This window comes from Thioalkalivibrio sp. ALJ12 (assembly GCF_000378305.1).
GTDB lineage: Bacteria > Pseudomonadota > Gammaproteobacteria > Ectothiorhodospirales > Ectothiorhodospiraceae > Thioalkalivibrio.
On record NZ_KB899539.1, the window covers coordinates 321,026 to 346,054 of the forward strand.

Consider the following 25,029-nt stretch of genomic DNA (forward strand, 5'->3'; position numbering starts at 1 on the left):
CATGGCCGAGAACGCACAATCCCTGCCGACCGTAATCACGGGTGGTATCCGCGAGTTCAATGGCATGCCGGCGGGGCGTCAGCTTGCGCTTCTGGGCATGCTCGCCGGCGCGATCGTGGTGATCGTGGCGGTACTGTACTGGGCCTTCCGGCCGACGTATGTGCCGCTGTTTCCGCGCATGGAAAGCGAGGAGGCAGCGGAAGTCGTGCAGGCGCTGTCCCAGGCCGGTATTTCATACCAGGTGGATGCCACGACCGGACAAGTGAAGGTGCCCCAGGGGGATCTGGCCGAGGCGCGACTGCAGCTGGCATCGGAAGGCCTGCCGCGCTCGGGCGATGTGGGCTTCGAGCTGCTGCAGGAAGACACCGGGCTGGGTACCAGCCGTATGGTGGAGGGGGCGCGCTTTCATCGCGCGATGGAGGGCGAGCTGGCGCGCACCGTTGCGTCTCTGGACGCGGTCGAACGGGCACGCGTGCATATCGCGCAGGCCGAACAGTCGGTATTCGTGCGCGATCGCCGCCCGGCCACTGCCTCCGTGGTTGTTCATCTCCGGGGTGGTCGCTCGCTTTCCGAGTCGCAGGTGGCCGCGGTCGTGCATCTGGTGGCCTCCAGCACCTCGGAGCTCGAGGCGGAGCGGGTGACGGTGGTCGATCAGCGTGGCCGCCTGTTGACGCAGGACGGCGCCGATCGTGGCGGCATGGCCAGCAGTGACCGCCTGTCGTTCTCGCGCGAGGTCGAACAACGCTACGCCGAGCGCATCCACGATCTGCTGGCGCCGATCGTGGGTTCGGACAAGGTGCGTGTCCAGGTCAATGCCGATATCGATTTCTCGCAGGTGGAACGCACCGAGGAGCTCTACGATCCCGAGACCATCGCCCTGCGTTCGGAGCAGACGCGCGAGGACGAGCGCACCGGGATGGATGGTGGGCCGGCGGGAGTCCCCGGCGCCCTGACCAATCAGCCGCCGGAGGGCGGGGCGGTTGAGGGCGCTGAGGGTGAGGTGGCCCCGGCGCCGCTGCCGACGAGCCGCAGCGCCAACGTTACGCGTAACTACGAGGTCGATCGACGCATCAACCATATCCGCGAGGCGCCGGGCGGTATCCGCCGGGTGTCCACCGCGGTCGTGGTGGACTTCCGTGAGCAGCTGGGCGAGGACGGAGCCAGCGAGAGCGTGGCGCGCGATGCGGAGGAGCTGGAAAGGATCGAAGCGCTGGTGCGAGAAGCGGTTGGATTCTCGGAGGCCCGAGGCGATACGCTGAACGTCGTGACGGCGCCCTTTGAGGCCCCGGCGGAAGAAATGATCGAAGACGAGGTGCCGTTCTGGTCTCAGTCGTGGTTCCTCGAGATGGTCAAGATCGGCGCAGGCCTGTTGTTGGCGTTGATTCTGTTGCTCACGGTGGTTCGCCCGGCGCTCAAGCAGCTGATGGCAAGTCCGCCGCGTGATCCGCGGGCCGACCAGCAAAGGGCGCTGACGGACCAGTCGGACGAAGATAGTCCCGGTGCGCCGGCGGGCTCGCAGTCGGCCGTGGCCGCACTGACGGGCCCCAAGGGGCCCGATCAGCAGGAGATGGATCTCGAGGCGGTACGCGAGATGGTGCGCGAGGATCCGAAGCGCGTGGCGCAGGTAATGAAGACCTGGTTGGGTGATGATGGCCGTTGACAAGCAACCCAAGAAGCTCGATGGCGCGGAACGCGCCGCGGTGTTCATGATGAGTCTCGGCGAGGATGCCGCCGCCGAGGTCATGCGCCATATGGGGCCCAAAGAGGTCCAGAAGATCGGGACCGCGATGGCCTCGATGGACCGCATCTCGCGCGCGGATGTGGACTCCGCGCTGCACGAGTTTTCCGCGCATGTGCAGGAGCAAACGGCGCTCGGCGTGGGTGCGGACGAGTACGTGCGCAGCGTGCTGGAGAACGCCCTTGGCGAGAAGGCCTCGGGCGTCATCGACCGGATCCTGCTGGGGCGCAATTCCAAGGGGATCGAGGCCCTTAAGTGGCTGGACCCGCGCGCGATCGCCGACATGCTGCGTAACGAACACCCACAGATCGTCGCGATCGTCCTGTCGCACCTGGATTCCGATCAGGCATCGGACACGCTGCAATACCTGCCTACCCGCGTGCAGACGGACGTCGTGATGCGAATCGCGACGCTGGACGGCATCCAGCCGCAGGCGCTGCAGGAGCTGGATGAAATCCTCGATCGTCAGCTTTCGGGGAATGCCGCCAGCAAGACCTCGATGCTGGGTGGGGTTCGCACGGCGGCCAACATCATGAATCTGATGGAAGGGTCGCGCGAGGCCGAGATCATGGAATCCATCAAGGAGTCCGATTCGGACCTTGGCGGGCGGATCGAAGAAGAGATGTTCGTCTTCGAGAACCTGGTGGATATCGACGATCGCGGCATCCAGACTCTGTTGCGCGAGATCTCGACAGACTCGCTGGTGCTGGCCATGAAGGGCGCCGAAGAGGAGCTCCAGGACAAGATTTTCCGCAATATGTCGAAGCGTGCGGCCGAGATGCTGCGTGAGGATCTGGAGGCCAAGGGCCCGGTCCGCGTGAGCGAGGTCGAGGCGGCGCAGAAGGAGATCCTGGCGGTGGCCCGTCGCCTCGCCGAGAACGGCGAGATCGTGCTCGGCGGGCAGGGTAGCGAGGCGATGTTGTGACATCCCGTCCCGGCGCCCAGGTGCGGGTCCATGACCCCGACGCGTCGGTTTGGGAACCGCCAGAGATTGGCGATGAAGGCCTGCGGCCGCCCCGACGACTGCCCACGGCCGCCGAGATCGAGGCGATCGAGGAACAGGCACGTCAGAATGGCTTCGAGGCCGGATACGCCGAAGGCCACGAGGTCGGGAAACAGGAGGCCGAGAAGGCCGCGCGGGCAAAGTCGGACAAGCAGCTGCGCGAGACGGTCGCCAGACTGGAGTCATTGGCGGGTGGGCTGACCGACCCGTTGGCCGAAGCAGCCGACCAGCTGGAGCCGGAGCTGCTGGCGTTGACCGTCGCCCTGGCCCGCAAAGTGCTGTCTGCCGAGCTGGAGACCCGACCGGAACTGATCGAACAGGTATTGCATCAGGCCTTGGCACAACTGCCTGGGCGGAATCAGGAAGTGCGGGTGCATGTGCACCCGGATGACCGCAACCTGCTGGAAGAGTATGTCCAGTCGCTGGATACGCGGGTGCGCTGGGTCGCGGATACGAACCTTGTTCGGGGTGGCTGCCGCGTCGAGTCGGGCGCGGCGTCTGTGGACGCCTCGCTGGAGCGCCGCCTGCAACAGGCGGTCGAGGCGGTCTGGGGCGATCTGGCTGAGCCTGCCCGTTCGACGGCGCCCGAGGATACTTCGGTATCGGGGGACGATTCATGAGCTCGCCCCTCGATACCCTGCGCAAGCGTGGGCAAGAGCAACTGACCACCGGGCTTCTGGATCGTCTGCAGCAGTCGCGTGGCCGGCTGGAGCGCGTGCAACCGCCACAGTCCGAAGGCCGCCTGTCGCGGCTGACGGGCCTGACCTTCGAGGCCGAGGGGTTGCGCCTTCCGATGGGTGGCCGGGCGCTGATTCACGGCGAGAATGGCGCGGCCGTCCCGGCGGAGGTGGTGGGGTTTCAGAACGACCGCACCTTTCTGATGCCGGAGGAGCTGGCCTCGGGCCTGACGCCTGGTGCGCGCATTGAACCACTGGATATCCAACGCGAGATCCCGGTCGGGGACGCGCTGCTCGGGCGCGTGATCGATGCCAATGGCCAGCCGCTGGATGGCAAAGGGCCCTTGCGCGCGCGTGACCACAGTCCGCTGTCGGGGCGCCCGATCAACCCGCTACAGCGGGCGCCGGTGCGGGAACCGCTGGATGTCGGGATTCGCTCGATCAACGGCCTGCTGTCGGTCGGCCGTGGGCAGCGGCTGGGCCTGTTCGCCGGGTCCGGTGTCGGGAAGAGTGTTCTGCTCGGGATGATGACGCGCAATACCAACGCCGATGTGATCGTGGTTGGTTTGATCGGCGAGCGTGGTCGTGAAGTGAATGAATTCATTCATGAGATCCTGGACGAGGAGTCCCGCCAGCGCACCGTTGTCGTGGCCGTGCCCGCCGACCAGTCGCCGCTGCTGCGCCAGCATGGGGCCTGGGTGGCCACCACGGTGGCGGAGTCGTTTCGTGACCGTGGGCTCAATGTGCTGCTGTTGATGGATTCGCTCACGCGCTTTGCTCAGGGGGCGCGCGAAATCGCGATGGCGATTGGCGAGCCACCGGCCTCGAAGGGCTATGCCGCCTCGGTGTTTGCGCGTCTGCCGCAATTGGTGGAGCGGGCCGGTAACGGGGATGTGGGCGGTGGTTCGATCACGGCGTTCTATACGGTGCTGGCCGAGGGGGATGACCAGAACGACCCGATCGTGGATGCGGCGCGTGCGATCCTCGATGGGCACGTGGTCCTGTCGCGCGAGATCGCGGAGACCGGGCGCTATCCCGCGATCGACGTGTCGGCGTCGGTCTCGCGAGTGATGAGCGCGCTGATCACGCCGGAGCACGAGCAGGCGGCCCGGCGCTTCCGGGATCTGGCCTCGACCTACATGCGCAACCGCGACCTGATTGCCGTGGGTGCCTACCGCAGGGGGGCGGATACCCATCTGGACGAAGCGGTGACGATGCACGAGCGGCTGGAGGCCTATCTTGGGCAGGGCCGCGACGAGGCGGTCGGGTTTGATCAGGCCCGCGACGAACTGCTGGCCTTGATCGGGGGCGCCTGAAATGGATTCTCGGCGGCTGGAACGTCTTTTGCGTCTGCGACGCATCGAGGAAAGTGAAGCCACGCGCCAACTGGGAGCGCGACTGCAACAACTGGACGCTGTCGAGACCCAGCGGACCCAGCTGGAGGGCTATCAGCTCGAGTATCTCCGCGCGCCACTGCCCGATGACACAAATCAGCTCAAGTGGCTTTCCGGGATGCGGGATCAACTGCGGCATGCCCTGGAACAGCAGGATCTTCGCGCGCAGGCCGCGGGTGCCCAGGCGGAGCAGGCACGCCAGGAGTGGCTGCTCCGCCACCGGGCGGTGATGTCCCTGGAAAAGCTCCTGGAGCGCCGAATTGCTGAACAGGAGCGGGAGGCCGACCGCCGACGCCAGCATGAGCAGGACATGTGGGCGACCCGGCAGGTGCACACGCGCACGCAGGATGCGAACAACGACTGGCAAGAATCTTGAATAAGCTGACCAGGAATGCCCGGCAACGGTTGCCAGCCGGGCAATGAATCAGAGGATCCATTGATGATCGCGACAGGCAATGCCGGTCAGGGGATGATGCCGCTGCTGCAGTTGTTGGGGGCTGGCAGTGACCTCAAGGACCTTCAGGCGCTCGAAGGGCTGAAGGACCTGAAAACCGCAGACGGCGCGGGCTTCCTCGATATTCTTCAGCCGCAGCTCGAGGCGCTGCTGGTCGATCTGGGCGTCGGTGAAGAGGAGCTTGAGGGGCTCGATCTGGAGGGCATGCTGGCCCGCTTGCAGTCCCTGATGGACGAGGGAGAACTGGCCGTCGAGATCGAGCCGGGCGGCAAGGATTTGCCGCTGGCCGCGCTCATGACGGCAGTGGATGATCGCCCTGGTCCGCCCGCTGCGCGGATGGACCGCGCCGATGACAGCGGTGGTGCGCGCGAGATCAAGCCGTTGCCGGCGGCGGTCATGCGGCTGTTCCTCGAGTCTAGCCAGGGCCCGACTGGCGCGGCTGGTTCGGGCAGTGGGGCGGGTACCGAGCTGCTGGGTCCGAACAGTCGCCTTTCGCGTGAAAATGTGCTGGAACTGCTGGCGCAATGGATGTCCCAGGGGACGGACACGCAAAGGGGGCAGGGACGCGCGGAACCCCTGGCCGGTATTCTGCCGGCGCATGCACAGGCTGCGGAAGGTAGCGAGGGCTCACGCAGTCCGCTGCGCCTGGACCTGGCGCGGCTGCTGCAGCCGGGTGGCGAGCGCGAGCTGACGGACCAGATCCGCATGCTGGCGCGTGCCCAGGGCGGCCGTACGGAGATCAAGCTGCACCCGCCGCAACTGGGGACACTCGATGTCCGTCTGAACGTCGATGGTGATCGGGCCACAGTCCAGTTCATCAGTGCAAATCCGGTGACCCGCGAGGTCCTGGAGGCGGCGATGCCCCGGCTGCGTGAGAGTCTCGCCCAGAGTGGGCTTACGCTCGAGGATGCGACCGTGTCCGATCAGGCGACCGAAGAGCGCGAAGGTCAGCAGGCATTGGCTGACGGGCAGCGGGCTGGGAACGAGGCCGATGAGCCCGAGGCCGAGGGCGAGCAGGCCACGGGTAGCACCCTTTCGATCCTGAACCGCCGGCTCGACCTCTTTGCCTGAGTAAGTCTGTTTGTAAGAGACCGGGTGCGTAAACCCGCCCGGTCGTTCCTACCCCCGGTTGTTGTGCCGCCAAGATCCCGTCTTCTGCCGGGTTCGGGGCGGCTGAATCTTGACGATTCCCTTTTTTGTTCCTGGCTGCACCCCTCCAGTGTTCTCTTGGATTCCGCGTAAGTAGCGGAAATAATTATATAAAATGATGTTGGCACTGCCTTTGCTATGAGTTCAGGCAATAGTCAGCGCGATCCCGTGCCGTCAACATGGACGGATTCACGAATCTCGAGGGTGGGAAATGGCGGAGAAGGAAGTCGAACTGGGTGAAGAAGGCGCCGGCAAAAAGGGCAAGAAGGGGCTGATCTGGATTGTCATTTTACTGGTGCTCGTGTTCGCCGGGGCCGGCGCCGCGGCAGCGTGGTTTTTCTTGTCCGGCGGTGGCGAGGAAGAGACCGGCGAAGAAGGCCCTGCCGAGCGCCACTACCACGGACTGGAGCCGATGACCGTGAACATTGATGGGCCCGGACGCATTCGCTATCTCCGGGTCGAGCTAAGCGTCGTCACCACCGACCCCGAGGTGATTGAAGCGCTGGAGCGGCATATGCCGGCCGTTCGCAACGATGTGCTGGGCCTTCTTGGAGAGAAGCACTACGACGACCTCAATACGCGTGACGGGAAGGAGTCGCTCGCCGTGGAGCTGCGCGAGGCGATCGCCGAGATCCTTGAGGAACGGGACGCACCACATGATGTGGAAGCGGTGCGCTTTAACGAACTGGTCATGCAGTAGGCAGAACCATGGCGCAAACGGACATCCTCAGCCAGGACGAGATCGACGCCCTCCTTCATGGGGTCGATGACGGCGATATCGAAACGGATGACCCGTTTCCGAATGACGGAGAGGCCCGCGAGTTCAACTTCGCGACGCAGGATCGGATCGTGCGTGGGCGGATGCCCACGCTGGAGATGATCAACGAGCGCTTTGCACGACACCTCCGGGTACGCCTGTTCAATATGCTGCGTCGCTCTGCGGAGCTCTCCGTGGTCGGCACTCGGGTCTCGAAGTTCTCGGAGTACATGCACTCCTTGTTCGTGCCGACCAGCCTGAACCTGGTGCGGGCGCATCCGCTGCACGGGACTGGTCTGTTCGTGTTCGACCCGAAGCTGGTGTTCATCCTGGTCGACAACTTCTTTGGTGGCGACGGTCGCTACCACACGCGCATCGAGGGACGGGATTTCACGCCGATGGAGATGCGCGTGGTCCACGGCATCCTCGAAGGCGCATTCGAGGACATGGTCAAGGCCTGGCAGCCGGTGATGGATCTGCGCTTCGAGTTCCTGAACTCGGAGGTGAACCCGCAGTTCGCCAATATCGTCTCGCCCACGGAGATCGTCGTGATCAGCGAGTTCCATATCGAGCTCGATGGTGGCGGCGGCAATCTGCATTTCACCTTGCCGTACTCGATGATCGAGCCGATCCGCGAGCAGCTGGATACCGGGCTGCAATCGGACCGGTCCGACGTGGATCAACGCTGGATGAAGGCGCTGGAAGAAGAGATTCAGGACGCGGAAGTCGAGGTGAGCTCCACCCTGACCGAGACCGAAGTGACGGTGCAAGAGCTGCTCGACATCCAGCCGGGGGACATCATCCCGATCAATCTCCCCGAGACCGTTACCTTGAGAGTCGAAGATATCCCGCTGTTTCGTGGGAAGTTTGGCGTATCCGATGGCAAGAATGCGATCCAGGTGACGGATCGCATTATCAAGCGATAGAGGGCTGCACCCATGGCAGACACCGAAGACAACAAGAAAGACGACGAGAGCCTGGCTTCCAGTGAGGACAGTGACGTGACCACGGAGGCAGCCGAAGGGGAATCCGAAGAGGACCAGGACGCCCTGGCGGACGAATGGGCCGCAGCGCTGGCCGAGCAGAAGGACACCGACGGTGAGCCGGCCGCCGATCCGGACGAGCTGTTGAATCAGGCCCAGGCCAGCAGTAGCGGAAGTGAATCGGCCGATCCCCTGATGGGAGCGGAGAAAAGGGAGCGCAAGCACAAGCCCGATCCGGAGGCCGAACCTCTGAAGCCGGAGGAACTGGCGGCGTCGGCCGGCATGTCGGCCGAGGACATTAATCTGCAGATGGTGCTGGATGTCCCGGTCACCATCTCGATGGAGATCGGTCGCAGCCGCATCCCCATTCGCAATCTGCTGCAGTTGAACCAGGGGTCGGTGGTGGAGCTCGACCGACTCGCGGGGGAGGCGTTGGATGTGCTCGTGAACGGGACGCTCATCGCGCATGGCGAGGTGGTCGTGGTCAACGAGAAGTTCGGCATACGGCTGACTGACGTGATCAGCCCCAGTGAACGCATTCGCAAGCTCAAGTAACTGATGAAACTACGATTTGCACATTGGCTGGCAGTCCTCGGACTGACCGGCACAGGGGGGCTCTGGCCTGCGATTGGCCTCGCCGAGGAGGCGAACGGCGGGATCTCGGCCGCCGCCCACCTGACGCAGATGATCGGCGGGCTGGTCATCGTGATCATCGCGATCGTCGTTCTGGGCTGGATTCTTCGCCGGACCCAGGGTGGCCTGAGCCGGGGTTCGCAGACCATCGAGCTGGTGGCGGTGCGCTCGGTGGGGACGCGCGAGCGCCTGATGCTGGTCCAGGTAGGGGAGGAGCAGGTCCTGATCGGGGTCGCACCCTCGGGGATGCGGACCCTGCACACGCTGCGGGAGCCGGTCAGCGTCGAGGAGGCAACGACGCCTGACTTCTCCAGTGCGCTGCGCCGAGCCGTCTCGGGTCGGCGCGAGGCGGGAGGCGAGCGGTCGTGATGGCGGGTCGGCTCAGGTACCTGCCGCGCGCCGTTCTGGCGCTGGCGCTGTTGCTGCTTCCGGGGCTGGCCTGGGGTCAGTTCGGCGGCGAGGGGATCGAGGCGCTGACGGTGACCACCGACGGCGAGGGCGGCGAGACCTATTCCGTCACCCTGCAGATCCTGCTGCTGATGACGCTGCTGACGTTGTTGCCGGCGGCGCTGATCATGATGACGGCATTTACCCGCATCCTCGTGGTGCTGGCGATCCTGCGCCAGGGGCTGGGGACGACGCAGACCCCCTCGAACCAGATCCTCATTGGCCTGGCGTTCTTCCTCACCCTGTTCGTGATGGCACCCGTATTCGACGAGATCTACGAGAGCGCCGTGGTCCCGTACATGAACGAGGAGATGGGGACCGAAGAAGTCCTGCAGGCCGGTGTGCAGCCCCTTCGCGAATTCATGCTCGCGCACACCCGCGAGAGCGATATCCGCATGTTTGCCGAGATCAACGGCATCGACGGATTCGATGACGCTGATGACATCCCGTTGCGCCTGCTGGTGCCGGCTTTCGTAACCAGCGAACTGAAGACGGCCTTCCAGATCGGATTCCTGATCCTGATTCCGTTCCTGATTATCGACCTGGTGGTGGCGTCCGTCCTGATGTCGATGGGGATGGTCATGTTGTCGCCGCTGATCATCTCGCTGCCGTTCAAGGTGATGCTGTTCGTCCTCGTCGATGGCTGGGCGCTGATGATGAACACGCTTGCCACCAGCTTCTTCGTTTAGGGGGATACGCGATGACACCCGAAATGGTGGTTGATGTCGGGCGCGAGACGCTCACGGTCGTGGTCCTGCTGGCCGCGCCGCCGCTGCTGACGGCCCTGGCCGTGGGCCTGGCGATCGGGATGCTGCAGGCCGCGACCCAGATCCAGGAGATGACGCTGTCCTTCATCCCCAAGCTGCTGGCGATGTTTGCCGCCTTGCTGATCTCCGGACACTGGATGCTGGCGCTGATCATCGAATACACGGAGCGACTCTATGATGCCGCGCCGGGCATGGTGGGGTAGGCAGCCGTGAACCTCGCCATGGAGCAGATCCTCGTGTGGGTGGGGGCGGTCATGTGGCCGTTTGCCCGCATTGGGGCGATGCTCCTGGTGATGCCGGTGTTCGGCGGTGATCAGCTCACCGCGACGGTGCGCATCCTGTTTGCCCTGGTGCTGGCGATCTTCGTGGCCATGCAGGGGCCGGCGCTGCCAGCAGTGGACCCGATCAGCATCGAGGGCGTGGTGGTGACCGTGCACCAGATCCTGATCGGTCTGGTGATGGGCTTCATCCTGCAGATGGTCTTTTCCGCACTGACGCAGGCCGGCGAGGTGATCGCACTGTCGATGGGTCTTGGTTTCGCCTCGATCGTGGATCCGGCACAGGGCGTGCAGGTGCCGGTGGTCTCCACGATCTTCGTGATCATGGCCACGTTGATCTTCCTGGCAATGAATGGGCATCTGATCGCGCTCGAGCTGCTTCTGACCAGCTTCGAGACGCTGCCGGTCGCCCCCTCGGGGCTGGATGCCGAGGCGCTGGCGTCGCTGATCGCGTTTGGCAGTGTCATGTTCCAGGGGGCCGTGCTGGTTGCGATCCCGGCGGTGGCCTCGCTGCTGCTGGTCAACCTGTCGATGGGGGTGATTACCCGGGCCTCGCCGCAGCTGAACATCTTCGCGGTGGGCTTTCCGATGATGATCCTGATGGGCTTCATCCTGCTGATGCTGACCATGCCCGGGTTGCCGGAGCGGCTTGGGGATCTGTTGTTCGACGGCTTTGGCCTGATGCAAGCGATGCTGGGGTTCTAGGATGGCCGAGAACGAGAGCGGACAAGAGAAAACCGAACAACCGACTCCGAAACGCCTGCGCGAGGCGAAGGAGAAGGGTCAGGTCCCGCGTTCGCGGGAGCTGTCGACCTTCCTCGTACTGATGGCGGCCGGCGGATTCATGACGTTCTTCGGCCCGACGATGGGCGGGCAGCTGGCCGAACAGACGGCCGGGCGCTTCGACATCGAGCGTGATCTGGCCTATGACAGCTCGCTGCTGCTGCCGTATCTGTCGGAACAGATCTTTATGACGTTGCGCACGCTGCTGCCGCTTTTTGGCGTGCTGATGGTCGCGGCGGTACTGGCGCCCATCCTGATCGGCGGCGCCAACTTCTCCTGGCAGGCGGCGAAACCCAAGGCCTCCAAGCTGAACCCGCTCAAGGGTCTCAAGCGCATTTTTTCGTGGCAGGGTTTGATGGAGTTTGGCAAGACCTTCGCCAAGTTCGTGCTCATCGCGGGTGTCGCGATGTCGGTGTTGTGGGCCTTTTCGGATCGCCTGCTGATGCTCGGCTACGAGCCCCTTGAGCAAGCGATCGCGCACGCGGCGCAGCTGGCGCTGGGGACGTTCGTGGCGGTCTCGGCCGCACTGATCCTGGTGGCCGCGATCGACGCGCCGTTTCAGATGTGGAACCACCAGAAGCAGCTGCGCATGACGCGCCAGGAGCTGAAGGACGAGTACAAGGAGACCGACGGCAAGCCGGAGGTCAAGCAGAAGATCCGGCAGCTGCAGCAGGAGATGGCGCAGCGCCGGATGATGGAGGAAGTCCCGAAGGCCGACGTGGTCATCACCAACCCGACCCACTACGCGGTAGCGATTACCTACGAGGCCTCGCGCATGGCTGCGCCGAAGCTCGTGGCGAAGGGCGTGGACGAGGTCGCGGCGTCGATCCGCGCGGTCGCGGACGAACACAAAATCATTCGCGTCGAGGCACCCCGGGTGGCGCGTGCAATCTACTTCACCACGGACCTGAACCAGGAGATCCCGAACGGGCTGTTCGTCGCAGTCGCGCGCATCCTCGCCTACGTCTATCAGCTGAAGCGCGCGGATGCAGACGTCGCGATGCCGGATGACCTGCCGGTGCCGGAAGACTATCTCGATCCGCAGCAGCCGCGCGGCCGTCGGAGGAACCGCTAATGGCCTTCTTCGACCGCCTGGGGACTGTCGGCAAGTGGGGCCTGGGGGCGCCGATCCTGCTGATCGCGATGCTCTCGATGATGGTGCTGCCGCTGCCGCCCATCGCCCTGGACGTCCTGTTCACCTTCAACATCGCGCTGTCGCTGGTCGTAATCATGGTCGCGGTCTACACGCCGCGGCCGCTGGAGTTCGCGGTCTTCCCGACCGTGCTGCTGGTCGCCACATTGCTGCGCCTGGCGCTGAACGTGGCCTCCACGCGCGTGATCCTGCTGGAGGGGCATACCGGGACCGATGCTGCGGGCCAGGTGATTCAGGCCTTCGGCGATTTCGTCGTGGGCGGCAACTACACCGTCGGTCTGGTGGTGTTCGCCATCCTGATCATCATCAACTTTGTGGTGGTGACCAAGGGCGCCGGGCGTGTCTCCGAAGTGAGTGCTCGATTCACCCTGGATTCCATGCCGGGCAAGCAGATGGCGATCGACGCCGACCTGAATGCCGGAATTCTGACCCAGGAAGAGGCGCGCAAGCGCCGCGAGGAGATCGCCAGCGAGGCGGACTTCTACGGCTCGATGGACGGTGCCTCGAAGTTCGTGCGCGGGGACGCAATCGCCGGGATTCTCATCCTGTTCGTGAACATCATTGGCGGCCTGACTATCGGCACGCTGCAGCACGGCATGTCGATGGGCGACGCCGCGACGAACTACGTGCTGCTGACCATTGGCGATGGTCTGGTCGCGCAGATCCCGTCGCTGGTGCTGTCCTCGGCCACCGCGATCATCGTGACCCGTGTCTCCAGCACCCAGGACATGGGCCAGCAGGTGTTCGGGCAGATGTTCTCCAACCCGCGCGTGCTGTACGTGGCAGGTGGCGTGATCGCCGCGCTGGGGCTGGTGCCGGGTATGCCCAATGCCGTATTCCTGGGTCTCGCCTCGCTGGCCATCGGATCGGCCTACCTGATGCAGCGGCGCGAGCGCGAGCAGGCCGTGGAGGTGGAGCGCGTGCCTGACGAAGCGGCGGACACCAGTCCGGAAAATCGCGATCTCACCTGGGACGACGTGCCGCCGATCGACCTCGTCTCCCTGGAAGTCGGCTATCGTCTGATCCCGCTGGTGGATCGCACTCAGGACGGTCAGCTGATGGGTCGGATTAAGGGTGTGCGCCGCAAGCTCTCCCAGGAGCTGGGGTTCCTGCTGCAACCGGTCCATATCCGCGACAACCTGGAACTGAGTCCGAATGCCTATCGCATCTCCCTGCTGGGTGTCACGGTGGCGGAGGCCGAGGTCTTCCCCGATCGCGAGTTGGCGATCAATCCGGGCGAGGTGTTCGGCACCGTTCCGGGCACGCCGACCAAGGATCCGACCTTCAATCTGGACGCCTTGTGGATCGATCCGGCGGATCGCGATCAGGCGCAGGGCGCCGGCTACACCGTGGTCGACTGTTCCACCGTGATCGCCACGCATCTGTCGCAGGTCTTCCGCGAGAACGCCCATCGCCTGATTGGTCACGAAGAGGCCCAGCATCTGCTGGACCAGCTGGCACGGCATTCGCCGAAGCTGGTCGAGAATCTGGTGCCGAAGACACTCTCGCTGTCGGTAATCCTGAAGGTCCTGCAGAACCTGCTGGCCGAGCAGGTCTCGATCCGCGACCTGCGCACGATCGCCGAAACCCTGGCAGAGGAGGGCGTGAAGAGTCAGGATCCCGGCGTTTTGACTGCGGCCGTGCGTGTCTCGCTGTCGCGCTCGATCGTGCAGGACCTAGTGGGGCCGGACGATGAGCTGCCATTGATCGCGCTCGATCCCTCGTTGGAACAGCTCTTGCATAAGTCTCTTCAGGGCAGTAATGGCGAGACCGTGGGGCTGGAACCGGGCCTGGCGGAACGCCTGCAGCGGTCGGTGTCCGAGGCGGCCCAGCGCCAGGAAGCCAGCGGGCAGCCGGCCATCCTGGTGGTGGCCCCGGAGATCCGCTCCTGGATTGCCGGGTGGCTCCGCGGAGCCGTGCGCAGCCTGGCGGTGCTGGCCTTTACCGAGATCCCCGATAACCGGCGGATCCGCGTGGTGGCCACGGTGGGCCAGGAAGACTCGGCCCGGCAGGCAACGCCCACAGGTGCCTGAGACGAACAGTAGCGATCGGATACGAGAGGGAAACACTGATCAGTGTTTTCCTTGAGCGGAGCGGGAGAACAGCGATGAATGTGAGACGGTACCGGGCACGCGACATGCGCGATGCGATGCGGCAGGTGCGTGAACAGCAGGGCGAGGATGCCGTGATCCTGTCGAGCCGCCGTGTCGATGGTTGGCTGGAGGTTGTCGCGGCGCTGGAAGATGGCGATGCGGGGGTCTCGGAGCGCGAGCAGCAGGCTGCGGTGAACGCGGTCCATGCCCCGCGTGAGGCGCCGGCATCCGCCTCGCGTCCGAGCCCGGGCTCGGGCTCGGCCTGGCCCGCGGACCCCGAGCTCGCCGCGATGCGCCAGGAGCTGCGGGATCTGCGCAGCCTGCTCACCCGCCAGCACAGCGACAACGAGGCCGCACAGTGGGCGGCGCGGCATCCGCTGGCGGCGGAGTGCAAGGCGCGTCTGATGGACCGTGGGTTCAGCGAGTCACTGGCGCGCAGTCTCGCCGGGAGTATTCTCGACGACAGCACGGTGGAGCAGGCCTGGGAGAGGCTGCGCGCACGCCTTTCCGGGGCGATCGCGACCCGCCATCCGGACATCCTGGATGAAGGTGGCGTGCTGGCCCTGGTGGGGCCTACGGGGGTGGGCAAGACCACTACACTCGCACGCATTGCCTTGCGTCAAATCCGTCGTATGGGTGCGGATTCGGTTACGCTGGTCACACTGGACACCCAGCGCATTGGGGCCACGCGCCAGCTGCAGGCGTTCGCGCAGATGGCGGGCGTGTCATTGCGGGTGCTGCAGAGCCCGCGCGAGTTGCGCGACATGACCGCGCGGGCAGAGGATGGGCATCTGATTCTGGTCGACACCGCCGGGCAGGCACCTTCCGCGGTGGGCGACGAGTCGCTGTTTGCCGGCTGGCCGGACCGTGTCCGGCGCGAGAGCTGGCTGGTCGTCTCCGCGACCACTCAGGCGGCGGCGCTGCGAAGGGTGCTGGATGCGTTCCGGAAGACGGAGCCATCGGCGCTGGTGCTGACCAAACTCGACGAAGCCGAACAGTTGGGGGAGACGTTGTCGGTATTGCTCGATCAACACCTTGGGCTCACGTTTGTCAGCGATGGACAGCGGATTGCCGAAGACTTCCACCGGGTCGAGACGGGCGATCTGACCCGGCGGGCGCTCGGCGAAGAGCGCGGCCCCGCGCGTCGATCCTCCCGCGATGAACGATGGACCGATGCAAGCCTGGCGGAGTTCTCGAATGCCGGCCGCAATGCGCCGTCGCCGCGCCGTACTCAGGATGCGGGCGTTCTGGAGATGATCCATCCGGTGGGGAAAGGACGCTATGCCACGCACTAATCAGCCGTTGAAGGTCATTGCGGTTGCCTCCGGCAAGGGCGGCGTCGGCAAGACCAATGTGTCGGTCAACCTGTCCGTGGCGCTCGCGCGGCTGGGCCGCGAGGTCATGCTGTTTGATGCCGACTTGGGGCTGGCCAATGCCGATGTGCTGCTCGGACTGCGACCCGAGCGCACCCTGCATGACCTGGTGACCGGACAGGTGGACGACCTCCAGGATGTGCTGATCGAGGGCCCGGAGGGGATCAAGGTCATCCCGTCGGCCTCGGGGATCGCGGCGATGGCGAATCTCACGCAGCTCGAGCACAACGGTTTGATCCAGGCATTCAGCGCCTATTCCAAGCCGCTGGATGTGCTGGTGGTGGATACGGCAGCGGGCCTGCAGGAATCCGTCACGACCTTCTGTCGAGCGGTCCAGGAGACCCTGGTCGTCGTCTGCGACGAGCCGGCGTCCATCACCGATGCCTATGCCTTGATCAAGGTGCTGCATCGAGATCATGGCATGCGGCGTTTCCGGCTGGTCACGAATATGGTCCAGGACCGCGCGGGCGCCGAGCGCTTGTTGCAGAAACTCACCACGGTTTGCGACAACTACCTGCCGGAAGTCATCCTGGATCTCGCCGGTTACATCCCGATGGACGAGCATCTGCGCAAGGCCATCCAGAAACGGGCACCGGTCGTGCAGCAATATCCGGGCAGCCCGGCGGCCAAGGCCTTTACCGAACTCGCCCGTGCGGTCGACCGCTGGCCGGTGGCCCGTGGTGCCGATGGTGGTGTCGGGTTTTTCGTCGAACGGATGCTGCAGAGCGCATGATGGCGACGCGTAATCGCCTCCACGGATACGAGAACGTGGCCGCAGCCGGCCACGAGCAGCGCGTCGCGGAACATATCGAGCTGGTGCACCGCATCGCGCACCATCTGATGGCTCGCCTCCCTTCCTCGGTCCAGGTCGATGACCTGATCCAGGCCGGCATGATTGGCCTGCTGGAGGCCGCGCGGCAATTCGAGGGCGGGCAGGGCGCGACGTTTGCGACCTACGCCGGGATTCGCATCCGTGGCGCGATGATCGACGAGTTACGCCGCAGTGACTGGACCCCGAGATCGGTGCACCGCAACAGCCGCAAGATCGCCGAGGCGATCCAGACGGTCGAGGCCAGGGAGGGGCGTGCGGCGCGCGGGGTCGAGGTGGCCGAGGAACTCGAGGTCCCGATCGACGAGTACTACTCGATGCTGCAGGACCATGCCGGCGCCCATCTGTTCGCGCTGGATGATCTGGGCGGCACCGATGGTGATGCGGACCGGGTGATCGAGGGGCAGGAGGCCTCGCCCTCGCGCACGATCGAGGCCGGGGAGTTTCGCGAGGAGCTGGCCGCCGCGCTGGGCGATTTGCCCGAACGCGAACGTCTGGTGTTGTCGCTTTATTACATCGAGGAGCTCAACCTGCGCGAGATTGGCGCGGTACTCGGGGTGACCGAGTCGCGCGTCAGCCAGATCCGCAGTCAGGCCGTTATCCGACTGCGCGCGCGCCTGGGCTCCTGGCTCGAAGACGGCGAGGCTTTGCAGTTATTCTGAAGGCCAAGCTCTAGTACTCATATGAATCATTTATCCCGGAGTGACCTGTGGACAAGGGAATGAAAATTCTCATCGTGGACGACTTCTCCACGATGCGACGGATCATCAAGAACCTGTTGCGTGATCTTGGCTTCAACAACACCCAAGAGGCCGATGACGGCAGCACGGCATTGCCGATGCTCCAGAACGGCGACTTCGATTTTCTGATTACCGACTGGAACATGCCCAATATGCCGGGCATCGACCTGCTGCGGGCGGTGCGTGCCGACGAGAAGCTGAAGACGATGCCGGTGCTGATGGTGACGGCGGAGGCCAAGCGGGATCAGATCGTCGAGGCGGCCGAGGCGGGCGTGAACGGCTACGTGGTGAAGCCCTTTACTGCGGAAACCCTCAAGGAAAAGATCGACAAAATATTCGAACGCATTGAATCCCAAGGCTAGTTTGGGATTCGGTGTCGAAGTCTCCTGGTCCAGACAAATGGATGGCCGGGGGATCGATCCCGGTCATCACGTTCGGGATGGGGAGCGAGCAAGGGGCTTTGGATGACAGACCAAGAACAATCGATCAGTGAGCAGCAAATCGCTCGCGCGCGGGAGCTCGTGCAGGTTCTGGAGGCGGGGGATGAGGTGGCCGCGCGCGCGTTGATCCAGGATCTGGCGCGCCCCTACGACCGCGAACTCTTCGACGAGCTCGGAAAACTTACGCGCGACCTGCACGAGGCCTTGCAAAGCTTCCGGGGGGATTCGCGGCTGGTCGAGTTGACCCAGGCCGAGATCCCGGATGCCCGCGAGCGTCTCAATTATGTGGTCACGATGACCGAGAAGGCCGCGCACGAGACCCTGACCGCGATCGAGACGAGTCTCCCCATTGCCGAATCGTTCAGCCAGCAGGCCGGCCAACTGACGGCGAAGTGGACCCGTTTTCGCAATCGGCAACTCTCGGTCGACGAGTTCCGGGAGTTCGCTCGTGAGCTGGACGAGTTTTTTGCTCAGGCCAACGACGATACCGAAGAGCTGCGCCGCCTGCTGTCGGAGGTTCTGATGGCGCAGAGCTACCAGGATATTACCGGGCAGGTGATCCGGCGCGTGATTCAGCTCGTGACCGACCTGGAGGAGAACCTGGTCACGCTGATTCGGCTGTCCAGCGGGCGTATGGAGACGGTCGAGGCTGCGGAGAAGACGCTGGATGACGATGCCGAGCGGCGTGAGGGCGATCGGCGTGGACACGGGCCAGCAGTGCCGAAGACTCAAGATTCCGGCCAGGATGTCGTTCAAGGACAGGACGAGGTGGACGATCTGTTGTCCAGCCTGGGCTTCTAGGTAGCCCGCTGATCCCTGAATCGGCGGCTTCCCGGCGCCCACCCCTCAACGGCAAGCCTCACCGGAACGGAGAGACCGAATGGCCATCGACCCCAACGACGAAATCCTTCAGGACTTCCTGATCGAGGCCGGGGAACTGCTCGAAGGACTCAACGAGCAGCTGATCGACCTGGAACAGCATCCCGATGACCGGGATCTGTTGAACGCGGTATTCCGCAGCTTTCACACGATCAAGGGTGGCGCGGGCTTTCTGAGCCTGGATCCGCTGGTGACCGTCTGCCATCACGCAGAGGATGTGTTTAATCTCCTGCGCAATGGGGAACGTCAGGTCGACGGTCACCTGATGGATACCATGCTGCGGGTCCTCGATACGTTGAACGTGATGTTTGGCGACCTCCGCTCCGGGGTCGATCCGACGCCCGCGGAGGCCGATCTCGTCGAAGACCTGCGGCGGATGGCCAAGAATGAAGACGTGGCCGGCAATTCCGAACCCGCCGCAATCGCGACGCCAGACGTGCCCCCCGAACCGGAGCCGGAACCGGCACCCCCCGCCGAGGTGGAAGCCACTGCGAAGGCTGGAGGGGATGAGTCGGGGCTGGTCGGTGCCGATGACGAGATTACCGATGACGAGTTCGAGGCCCTGCTGGATTCGCTGCACGGCGATGGTTCGCCGCAGGCGGCCCAGGACTCCGCTACGCCGTCGACTGAGGACGCCGGGTTGCCCGGCACCGATTCGGATGCAGCCGGGCCAGGGGACGACGGCGAGGACCTGATTTCCGACGATGAGTTCGAGAACCTGCTGGACGAGTTGCAGGCACGAGGTCATGGGCCTCCTGCCACTGCAGCGCCGGCACCCGCTGTGACTGAGTCGTCCCCGCATGAAGAGCCGAGCGTGGAGCCCGAAGCCGCTGGCGCGACACAGGAACCGCCGGCTCCCGAAGCCAAGCCACAGGCGTCTTCGCCTGCGGCCGCGGCGGCCGGCGCCCGGCAGGCCCCTCAGGGCGAGGCCTCGGTCCGTGTGAACACCGAACGTCTCGACGAGATTATGAATCTGGTCGGGGAGCTGGTGCTCGTGCGCAACCGCCTGAGCATGTTGCGAACCCAGCACGTGGATGACGAGCTGGGCAAGGCCATTAGTTCGCTGGCGCTGGTCACGTCGGATCTTCAGACGTCGGTGATGAAGACCCGCATGCAACCGGTGAACAAGGTCTTCAATCGCTTCCCGCGCGTGATCCGCGATCTGTCGCGCAGCCTGGGCAAGGAGATCGAGCTGGAGATCTTCGGCGAGGACACCGACCTCGACAAGAACCTGGTCGAGGCCCTGTCCGATCCGCTGGTGCATCTGGTGCGCAACGCCGTGGATCATGGGATCGAGACTCCGGAGGTGCGCGAGAAGGCCGGCAAACCGCGCAAGGGTACGGTGGTGCTCGGCGCGGCGCAGGAAGGCGATCACATCGCCTTGCTGATCAAGGACGATGGGGGTGGCATGGATCCGCAGGCCCTGCGGCGCAAGGTCGTCGAGAAGGGTCTGATGGAACCCGCGATGGCCGAGCGGATGACCGATCGCGAGGCCTTCAACGTCATCTTCATGGCCGGGTTCTCCACCAAGACCGAGATCTCGGATGTGTCCGGTCGCGGGGTGGGGATGGACGTCGTCAAGACGAAGATCTCGCAGCTCAACGGCACCATCGAGATCGATTCCGAGATCGGTGTCGGGACCACGCTGCGGGTGAAGCTGCCGCTGACCCTGGCGATCCTCCCTGCATTGATGGTCATCCTCGACGGGCGGCGATTCGCGATCCCGCTGGCGTCTGTCTCGGAGATCCTGGACCTGGATCTGACCAAGACCCATTACGTGGATGATCAGGAGGTCATTGTCGTAAGAAATCAGGCGCTTCCGGTTCACTATCTCAAGCGGTGGTTGAAGCCGGGGTTCATCCCCGAAGCCAAACCGGAATCGCATGTGGTCGTGGTGCATACCGCGGATCGCAAGGTAGGGCTGGTCGTCGATGATCTGGTGGGGCAGGAAGAGGTGGTCATCAAGCCACTGGGGCAGAACCTGCAGGGCGTGAAGGGCCTGGCAGGCGCGACCATCACGGGTGATGGAGGGATTGCGCTGATCCTGGATGTCGCCGATCTCGTGGGTTTGTTGACGCACAAGATCCCGTCGGCGGGCCGCACCCGGCGGCCTGCGCAAACAATCGAGGGCTAAGGATGCCGGTTAAGGTACTGGTGGTGGATGACTCCGGGTTTTTCCGCCGTCGCATCAGTGAAATTCTGGACGCCGACGCGGGGATCGAGGTCGTCGGCAGCGCGGAGAACGGCGAGGAGGCGATTCGCAAGGTCAAGGAACTGGACCCGGATGTCGTGACCATGGATATCGAGATGCCCGTGATGGACGGCATCACCGCGGTGCGCCGGATCATGGCCGAGAACCCCCGGCCGGTACTGATGTTCTCGAGTCTGACCACCGAGGGGGCCCAGGCGACCCTGGATGCGCTTGAGGCAGGGGCGGTGGACTTTCTGCCGAAGCGCTTCAGCGACATCGCGTCCGACGAGGACAGCGCGCGCATGCTGCTGCGCCGGCGGGTGCGCAGCCTTTCGCGCAGCCGGGCCCGTTCGGTCAGCCAGCCAGGGAGCGTTCGACCAGCGGTCGAGGCCCGCCCTTCTGCGCGTCGTGAAGAGTCCGACCGCAAGGCGGCCGAGGTACAGCGACAGGCCCCGCCGGTCAGTCGGCCCGCCGTGCCGCTGCGGCAGGTCCGCGCGGTGTTGATCGGGACGTCCACCGGGGGGCCGGTGGCCTTGCAGGAAGTGCTCAAGGCCCTGCCGGCGAACTTCCCACAGCCGATCTTGCTGATTCAGCACATGCCTGCGAGCTTTACGCCGGCCTTCGCGGAGCGCCTGGACGCCATGTGCCAAATTCGGGTCAAGCAGGCACAGGATGGCGATGTCATGCGCCCTGGGGTGGCCCTGTTGGCCCCCGGCGGTCTGCAAACCACGCTGGAGCGCGGCAGCCAGACAACGGTGCGCGTGACCGAGAGCCCGTTGGGCACGATCTACAAGCCCAGCGTGGATGCCGCGTTCAGCTCGGCGGTCGAGGCCTTGCGCGGGCAGGTGCTCGCCGTGGTGCTAACCGGGATGGGCGCAGATGGCCGCGAAGGTGCGCGGGCTTTGAAGACCGCCGGGGCGCAGGTCTGGGCACAGGACGCGGCCACCTCGGTGGTGTATGGGATGCCGGCTGCAGTCGCAGAGGCCGGGCTCGTGGACCAGGTGTATCCGTTGCCGGATGTGGGTCCGGCACTGGTCAAGGGGTTCTGCTAGATGGATATCCTGAGCCTCATCGGGATCACCCTGGGGCTCGTCGCGGTGCTCGGGGGGAGTATCGCGAAGGGGAGTGGTCTGGGCGCACTCTGGAACGCGGCCGCGTTTGTGATCGTGGTCCTGGGGACGCTGGGGGCAACCCTGGTGCAGGCGCGCATGGCGGTGTTTCTTCACGGGATGCGCATTCTGCCCTGGGCATTCAAGCCGCCGCGGATCGACAACGAGGCGATGCTGGCTCGCATCGTGGAGTGGTCCAACGTGGCACGCAAGGAAGGGCTGCTGGGTCTGGAGACGCTGGCCGACGAGGAGACCGACGAATTCGCGCGCAAGGGTCTGCAGTTGCTGGTGGATGGCTCCGAGCCGCAGACCATCCGCCAGATCCTCGAGGCGGATCTGGACAACCGCGAGCATTTTGATACCCAGGGGGCCAAGGTATTCGAGAGCATGGGGGTGTACGCCCCGACGCTTGGCATTGTCGGCGCGGTGATGGGTCTGATGGCGGTCATGCAGAACCTGGCTGACCCCAGCAAGCTGGGAGCGGGGATTGCCGCGGCCTTTGTCGCCACGATCTACGGGATTGCTTCGGCAAACCTCCTGTTCCTGCCGGTGGCGAACAAGCTGAAATCAATCATCCAGAAGCGCTCGCAGCACCAGTTGATGCTGATGGAGGGGCTGATCTCAATCGCCGAGGGCGAAAACCCCCGCAACATTGAAAGCAAGCTTAGCGGCTTCATCCACGAGTGAGGTCGCGATGGCCCGGCGCAAACGCCAAGAAGAAGCGGAGAATCACGAGGCCTGGGCCATCCCGTATGGCGACCTGGTCACGCTGCTGCTGGCGTTTTTCGTGGTGATGTACGCGATCTCCTCGGTGGATGACGGCAAGTATCGTGTGCTGTCGGAGTCGCTGGTGGACGCCTTCCGGGCACCGGCGCAGACCGATCCGATCCAGGTGGGAGAACCGACGGTGTCGCGTGAGCAGTCCCTGGACGAGATGCGCGCGCTGGTTCCGATTGATGTGCAGCCCGGCATCGTTGACGACGGTGTAGCACCCATCGACATGGCCTTATCCGGGCTACTGGACGATGCGGGTACGGATGACGAGCTGCAGGAGTTCCTGGAGGCACTGGCCGAGGTCGCCGACGAGCTGGAAATGGCGATGGCCCCCTTGATCGAGGAGGGTGATCTCCGGGTAAGCCGCGAGGCGTACTGGCTGGAGATCGAGATCACCAGTCGGCTGTTGTTCGGGAGCGGTTCGGCTACGTTGAATCCCGAGGCCCGGGCCCTTCTGGACGAGGTCGGGGCGATCCTCGCGCCGCGGGTGTCGCGGGTGCACGTGGAGGGCCATACGGACAATGTCCCGATCCAGACGGCGGTCTATCCTTCCAACTGGGAGCTTTCTTCGGGGCGTGCCGCGGCCGTGGTGAGCGTGTTTGAAGACGCGGGCATCGAGCCGAAGAATCTGGTGGCCCTGGGATATGGTGAGCATCGTCCGGTCGCGAGCAATGATACCGAGCAAGGACGGGCGGAAAACCGGCGGGTGGCCATCGTGGTCCTGCCCGGCGCGCGCCCGCGCGAAGACGGGGCGCAGGAACCCGAGCAATTGCGCGAAGACCTTCCGCTCGCGCCGGGTGCACCAACGATGGATGGGGACGAGGGGGATACCGAGTGAAGATCTGGGCGGTGGCCAACCAGAAGGGCGGGGTGGGCAAGACCACGACCACAGTCACCCTGAGTGGCCTGTTGTCGGGTCCGGAACAGCGCGTCCTGATGGTCGACGTCGACCCCCATGGCTCGCTGACGGCCTATTTCGGCCACGACCCGGAGACCGCCACCCGCGGTGTGTACGAGCTGTTCAGCCAGTGCGCAGAGGGGAAGCGTCCTGATCCGCGGGGGTTGATCCGCGAGACCCGGTTCCCGGGGCTGGACCTGCTGACGGCCAGTACGGCACTGGCCACACTCGACCGGCAGCTTGGTACGCGCAGCGGGATGGGCCTGGTGCTGCGCCAGGCGCTGGAGCAGGTCGCCGACCAGTACGACTACGTGCTGATGGACTGCCCGCCCATGCTGGGCGTGTTGATGGTCAATGCCCTGGCGGCCTGTGACGAGCTGCTGGTCCCGGTGCAGACCGAGTTCCTTGCCCTCAAGGGCCTGGAACGCATGATCAATACCCTGAAAATGGTCCAGAAGTCGCGCAAGGCCGAGTTGCAGTACCGGATCATTCCTACCCTGTTTGATCGGCGCACGCGCGCAGCGCACGAGGCGTTGGCCGAGCTGCGCCGCCTTTATGGCGATGAGGTCTGGCCCGGCGTGATCCCGGTTGATACGAAGTTTCGCGATGCGTCGAGCGCAGGCCAGCCGCTGTGCTTCATGATTCCGGACGCCCGGGGCGTACTGGCGTACTCGGACTTGCTGGAGGCGATTGGCGGGCAGCTTTCGCAGCCTCATGCCCGGACCCGGAGTCAGAAGGGATGAACCGTTCGCGTGATGACAACCTGGCACTCAAGGCCGAACCTGAAGCCCTGCATGACTATTTTGGCAGCCTGCTGGACGAACCGGCGCCGATCGCCCCGGCGCACCTGCTGCGCCCGGATATCCTCGAACCGAGACCGGCGCCCGCTGAACCGGAGCCGTTAGACGAACCAGAGCTCCCCGTGGTGGCCGAAGCGGTCGCGCCCCCCGTGCCTCCGCGCACGATTGTCGAGAGTGACGAGTATCCGCGTCCGTCCGAGCGATTCTCCGCCCTGGTGCTGGAGGCCGGGAATCTGACCCTGCTGGCGCCGCTGGCCTCGCTCGGCGGCGTTGCGCCGCTTGGGGATCTGGATGTGCGCCCCACGCCCAACCACTCCGTCTGGTATCTGGGTCTGGCGGATACCAAACAGGGGCGAGTGCAGTTGATTGATCTTGCGGCCGTGGTGACCCCCGAGGATCGGGAATATGAGCCGGAGACAGCCCGCCATGTCGTGTTCCTGGCCGGTTCGCGCTTCGCGCTGGCCTGCCGCTCGATTCAGGGGACCCGCGTGATCGACCCTCAGAATCTGCGCTGGCGCAGTCACCGCAAGCGCCTGCCCTGGCTGGCCGGGGTGGAGCGGGAACAGATGGCCACCCTGCTGGACCTGGAGGCCCTCGACCGGACCCTGGACCAGGGCAGCTGGGAAATGGGCGGTACTCCGGACTCAAGCCGGGACGAGCGCGGCCGATAACGTATTCAGGAACCGA

At 64.7% G+C, this 25,029-nt stretch carries 26 protein-coding genes; all 26 read left to right on the forward strand.

All coding sequences use genetic code 11. The features are described 5' to 3' along the window. Window position 1 precedes the first annotated feature (1 nt). The 26 genes from fliF (at window position 2) to F467_RS0108960 (ending at window position 25,013) form a co-directional block, all read left to right on the forward strand. A complete protein-coding gene (gene fliF / locus F467_RS0108835) occupies window positions 2-1,660 on the forward strand; it encodes a flagellar basal-body MS-ring/collar protein FliF (protein ID WP_018139221.1) in 1,659 nt (552 codons plus the stop codon). Further along, the gene (gene fliG / locus F467_RS0108840) at window positions 1,647-2,663 is read left to right on the forward strand and encodes a flagellar motor switch protein FliG (protein WP_018139222.1); all 1,017 of its coding nucleotides are present in this window, start codon (window positions 1,647-1,649) and stop codon (window positions 2,661-2,663) included. Before fliF ends, fliG begins: the two co-directional genes overlap by 14 nt. Next, the gene (locus F467_RS0108845) at window positions 2,660-3,361 is read left to right on the forward strand and encodes a FliH/SctL family protein (RefSeq protein ID WP_018139223.1); all 702 of its coding nucleotides are present in this window, start codon (window positions 2,660-2,662) and stop codon (window positions 3,359-3,361) included. Before fliG ends, F467_RS0108845 begins: the two co-directional genes overlap by 4 nt. After that, window positions 3,358-4,734: a FliI/YscN family ATPase gene (locus F467_RS0108850; protein ID WP_018139224.1), complete on the forward strand. Its 1,377-nt coding sequence runs from the start codon at window positions 3,358-3,360 to the stop codon at window positions 4,732-4,734. Before F467_RS0108845 ends, F467_RS0108850 begins: the two co-directional genes overlap by 4 nt. Before the next feature lies 1 nt (window position 4,735). After that, window positions 4,736-5,188, forward strand: coding sequence for a flagellar export protein FliJ (locus F467_RS0108855; RefSeq protein WP_026182224.1), 453 nt, complete (start codon window positions 4,736-4,738; stop codon window positions 5,186-5,188). A gap of 63 nt (window positions 5,189-5,251) precedes the next feature. Continuing rightward, window positions 5,252-6,337, forward strand: a complete 1,086-nt coding sequence (locus F467_RS0108860; protein ID WP_018139226.1) for a flagellar hook-length control protein FliK — start codon at window positions 5,252-5,254, stop codon at window positions 6,335-6,337. 289 nt (window positions 6,338-6,626) lie between these two features. Continuing rightward, complete coding sequence (fliL, locus tag F467_RS0108865; RefSeq protein WP_018139227.1) at window positions 6,627-7,115, forward strand: flagellar basal body-associated protein FliL; 489 nt, start codon at window positions 6,627-6,629, stop codon at window positions 7,113-7,115. A gap of 8 nt (window positions 7,116-7,123) precedes the next feature. Continuing rightward, window positions 7,124-8,098: a flagellar motor switch protein FliM gene (gene fliM, locus F467_RS0108870; RefSeq protein ID WP_018139228.1), complete on the forward strand. Its 975-nt coding sequence runs from the start codon at window positions 7,124-7,126 to the stop codon at window positions 8,096-8,098. 12 nt (window positions 8,099-8,110) lie between these two features. Then, window positions 8,111-8,710 carry a flagellar motor switch protein FliN gene (gene fliN / locus F467_RS0108875; protein ID WP_018139229.1) on the forward strand — a complete coding sequence of 200 codons (600 nt, stop codon included), beginning with the start codon at window positions 8,111-8,113 and terminating at the stop codon, window positions 8,708-8,710. 3 nt (window positions 8,711-8,713) lie between these two features. After that, window positions 8,714-9,157: a flagellar biosynthetic protein FliO gene (gene fliO / locus F467_RS0108880; RefSeq protein WP_018139230.1), complete on the forward strand. Its 444-nt coding sequence runs from the start codon at window positions 8,714-8,716 to the stop codon at window positions 9,155-9,157. Beyond that, a complete protein-coding gene (fliP, locus tag F467_RS0108885) occupies window positions 9,157-9,924 on the forward strand; it encodes a flagellar type III secretion system pore protein FliP (RefSeq protein ID WP_018139231.1) in 768 nt (255 codons plus the stop codon). The genes fliO and fliP overlap by 1 nt, the downstream gene beginning before the upstream one ends. Before the next feature lie 11 nt (window positions 9,925-9,935). Then, window positions 9,936-10,205 carry a flagellar biosynthesis protein FliQ gene (gene fliQ, locus F467_RS0108890; protein WP_012982568.1) on the forward strand — a complete coding sequence of 90 codons (270 nt, stop codon included), beginning with the start codon at window positions 9,936-9,938 and terminating at the stop codon, window positions 10,203-10,205. An 18-nt stretch (window positions 10,206-10,223) separates the two neighbouring features. After that, complete coding sequence (gene fliR / locus F467_RS0108895; protein WP_012982569.1) at window positions 10,224-10,985, forward strand: flagellar biosynthetic protein FliR; 762 nt, start codon at window positions 10,224-10,226, stop codon at window positions 10,983-10,985. A gap of 1 nt (window position 10,986) precedes the next feature. After that, entirely contained in the window at window positions 10,987-12,138 is a 1,152-nt protein-coding gene (gene flhB, locus F467_RS0108900) for a flagellar biosynthesis protein FlhB (RefSeq protein WP_018139232.1), read from the forward strand. Continuing rightward, entirely contained in the window at window positions 12,138-14,249 is a 2,112-nt protein-coding gene (gene flhA, locus F467_RS0108905; protein ID WP_018139233.1) for a flagellar biosynthesis protein FlhA, read from the forward strand. The genes flhB and flhA overlap by 1 nt, the downstream gene beginning before the upstream one ends. Before the next feature lie 104 nt (window positions 14,250-14,353). Next, complete coding sequence (gene flhF, locus F467_RS0108910; protein WP_018139234.1) at window positions 14,354-15,604, forward strand: flagellar biosynthesis protein FlhF; 1,251 nt, start codon at window positions 14,354-14,356, stop codon at window positions 15,602-15,604. After that, window positions 15,591-16,415 (forward strand): MinD/ParA family protein, encoded by an 825-nt coding sequence (locus F467_RS0108915; RefSeq protein WP_038049714.1) that lies wholly within the window; start codon window positions 15,591-15,593, stop codon window positions 16,413-16,415. Before flhF ends, F467_RS0108915 begins: the two co-directional genes overlap by 14 nt. Then, complete coding sequence (locus F467_RS0108920) at window positions 16,412-17,173, forward strand: RNA polymerase sigma factor FliA (protein ID WP_018139236.1); 762 nt, start codon at window positions 16,412-16,414, stop codon at window positions 17,171-17,173. The genes F467_RS0108915 and F467_RS0108920 overlap by 4 nt, the downstream gene beginning before the upstream one ends. A 59-nt stretch (window positions 17,174-17,232) precedes the next feature. Further along, window positions 17,233-17,613: a chemotaxis response regulator CheY gene (cheY, locus tag F467_RS0108925; protein ID WP_018139237.1), complete on the forward strand. Its 381-nt coding sequence runs from the start codon at window positions 17,233-17,235 to the stop codon at window positions 17,611-17,613. A 102-nt stretch (window positions 17,614-17,715) separates the two neighbouring features. After that, on the forward strand, window positions 17,716-18,492 hold the full coding sequence (locus F467_RS0108930) for a protein phosphatase CheZ (protein ID WP_018139238.1): 777 nt from the start codon (window positions 17,716-17,718) through the stop codon (window positions 18,490-18,492). Between the two features lie 79 nt (window positions 18,493-18,571). Continuing rightward, window positions 18,572-20,704 (forward strand): chemotaxis protein CheA, encoded by a 2,133-nt coding sequence (locus F467_RS0108935; RefSeq protein WP_018139239.1) that lies wholly within the window; start codon window positions 18,572-18,574, stop codon window positions 20,702-20,704. A gap of 2 nt (window positions 20,705-20,706) precedes the next feature. Beyond that, the gene (locus F467_RS0108940; protein ID WP_018139240.1) at window positions 20,707-21,813 is read left to right on the forward strand and encodes a chemotaxis response regulator protein-glutamate methylesterase; all 1,107 of its coding nucleotides are present in this window, start codon (window positions 20,707-20,709) and stop codon (window positions 21,811-21,813) included. Then, window positions 21,814-22,557 carry a flagellar motor protein gene (locus F467_RS0108945; RefSeq protein ID WP_018139241.1) on the forward strand — a complete coding sequence of 248 codons (744 nt, stop codon included), beginning with the start codon at window positions 21,814-21,816 and terminating at the stop codon, window positions 22,555-22,557. Window positions 22,558-22,564: 7 nt separating this feature from the next. Next, window positions 22,565-23,482, forward strand: coding sequence for a flagellar motor protein MotD (motD, locus tag F467_RS0108950; RefSeq protein WP_018139242.1), 918 nt, complete (start codon window positions 22,565-22,567; stop codon window positions 23,480-23,482). Next, complete coding sequence (locus tag F467_RS0108955; RefSeq protein WP_018139243.1) at window positions 23,479-24,285, forward strand: ParA family protein; 807 nt, start codon at window positions 23,479-23,481, stop codon at window positions 24,283-24,285. Before motD ends, F467_RS0108955 begins: the two co-directional genes overlap by 4 nt. Then, a complete protein-coding gene (locus F467_RS0108960; RefSeq protein WP_018139244.1) occupies window positions 24,282-25,013 on the forward strand; it encodes a chemotaxis protein CheW in 732 nt (243 codons plus the stop codon). The genes F467_RS0108955 and F467_RS0108960 overlap by 4 nt, the downstream gene beginning before the upstream one ends. The last annotated feature ends 16 nt before the right edge of the window (window positions 25,014-25,029 follow it).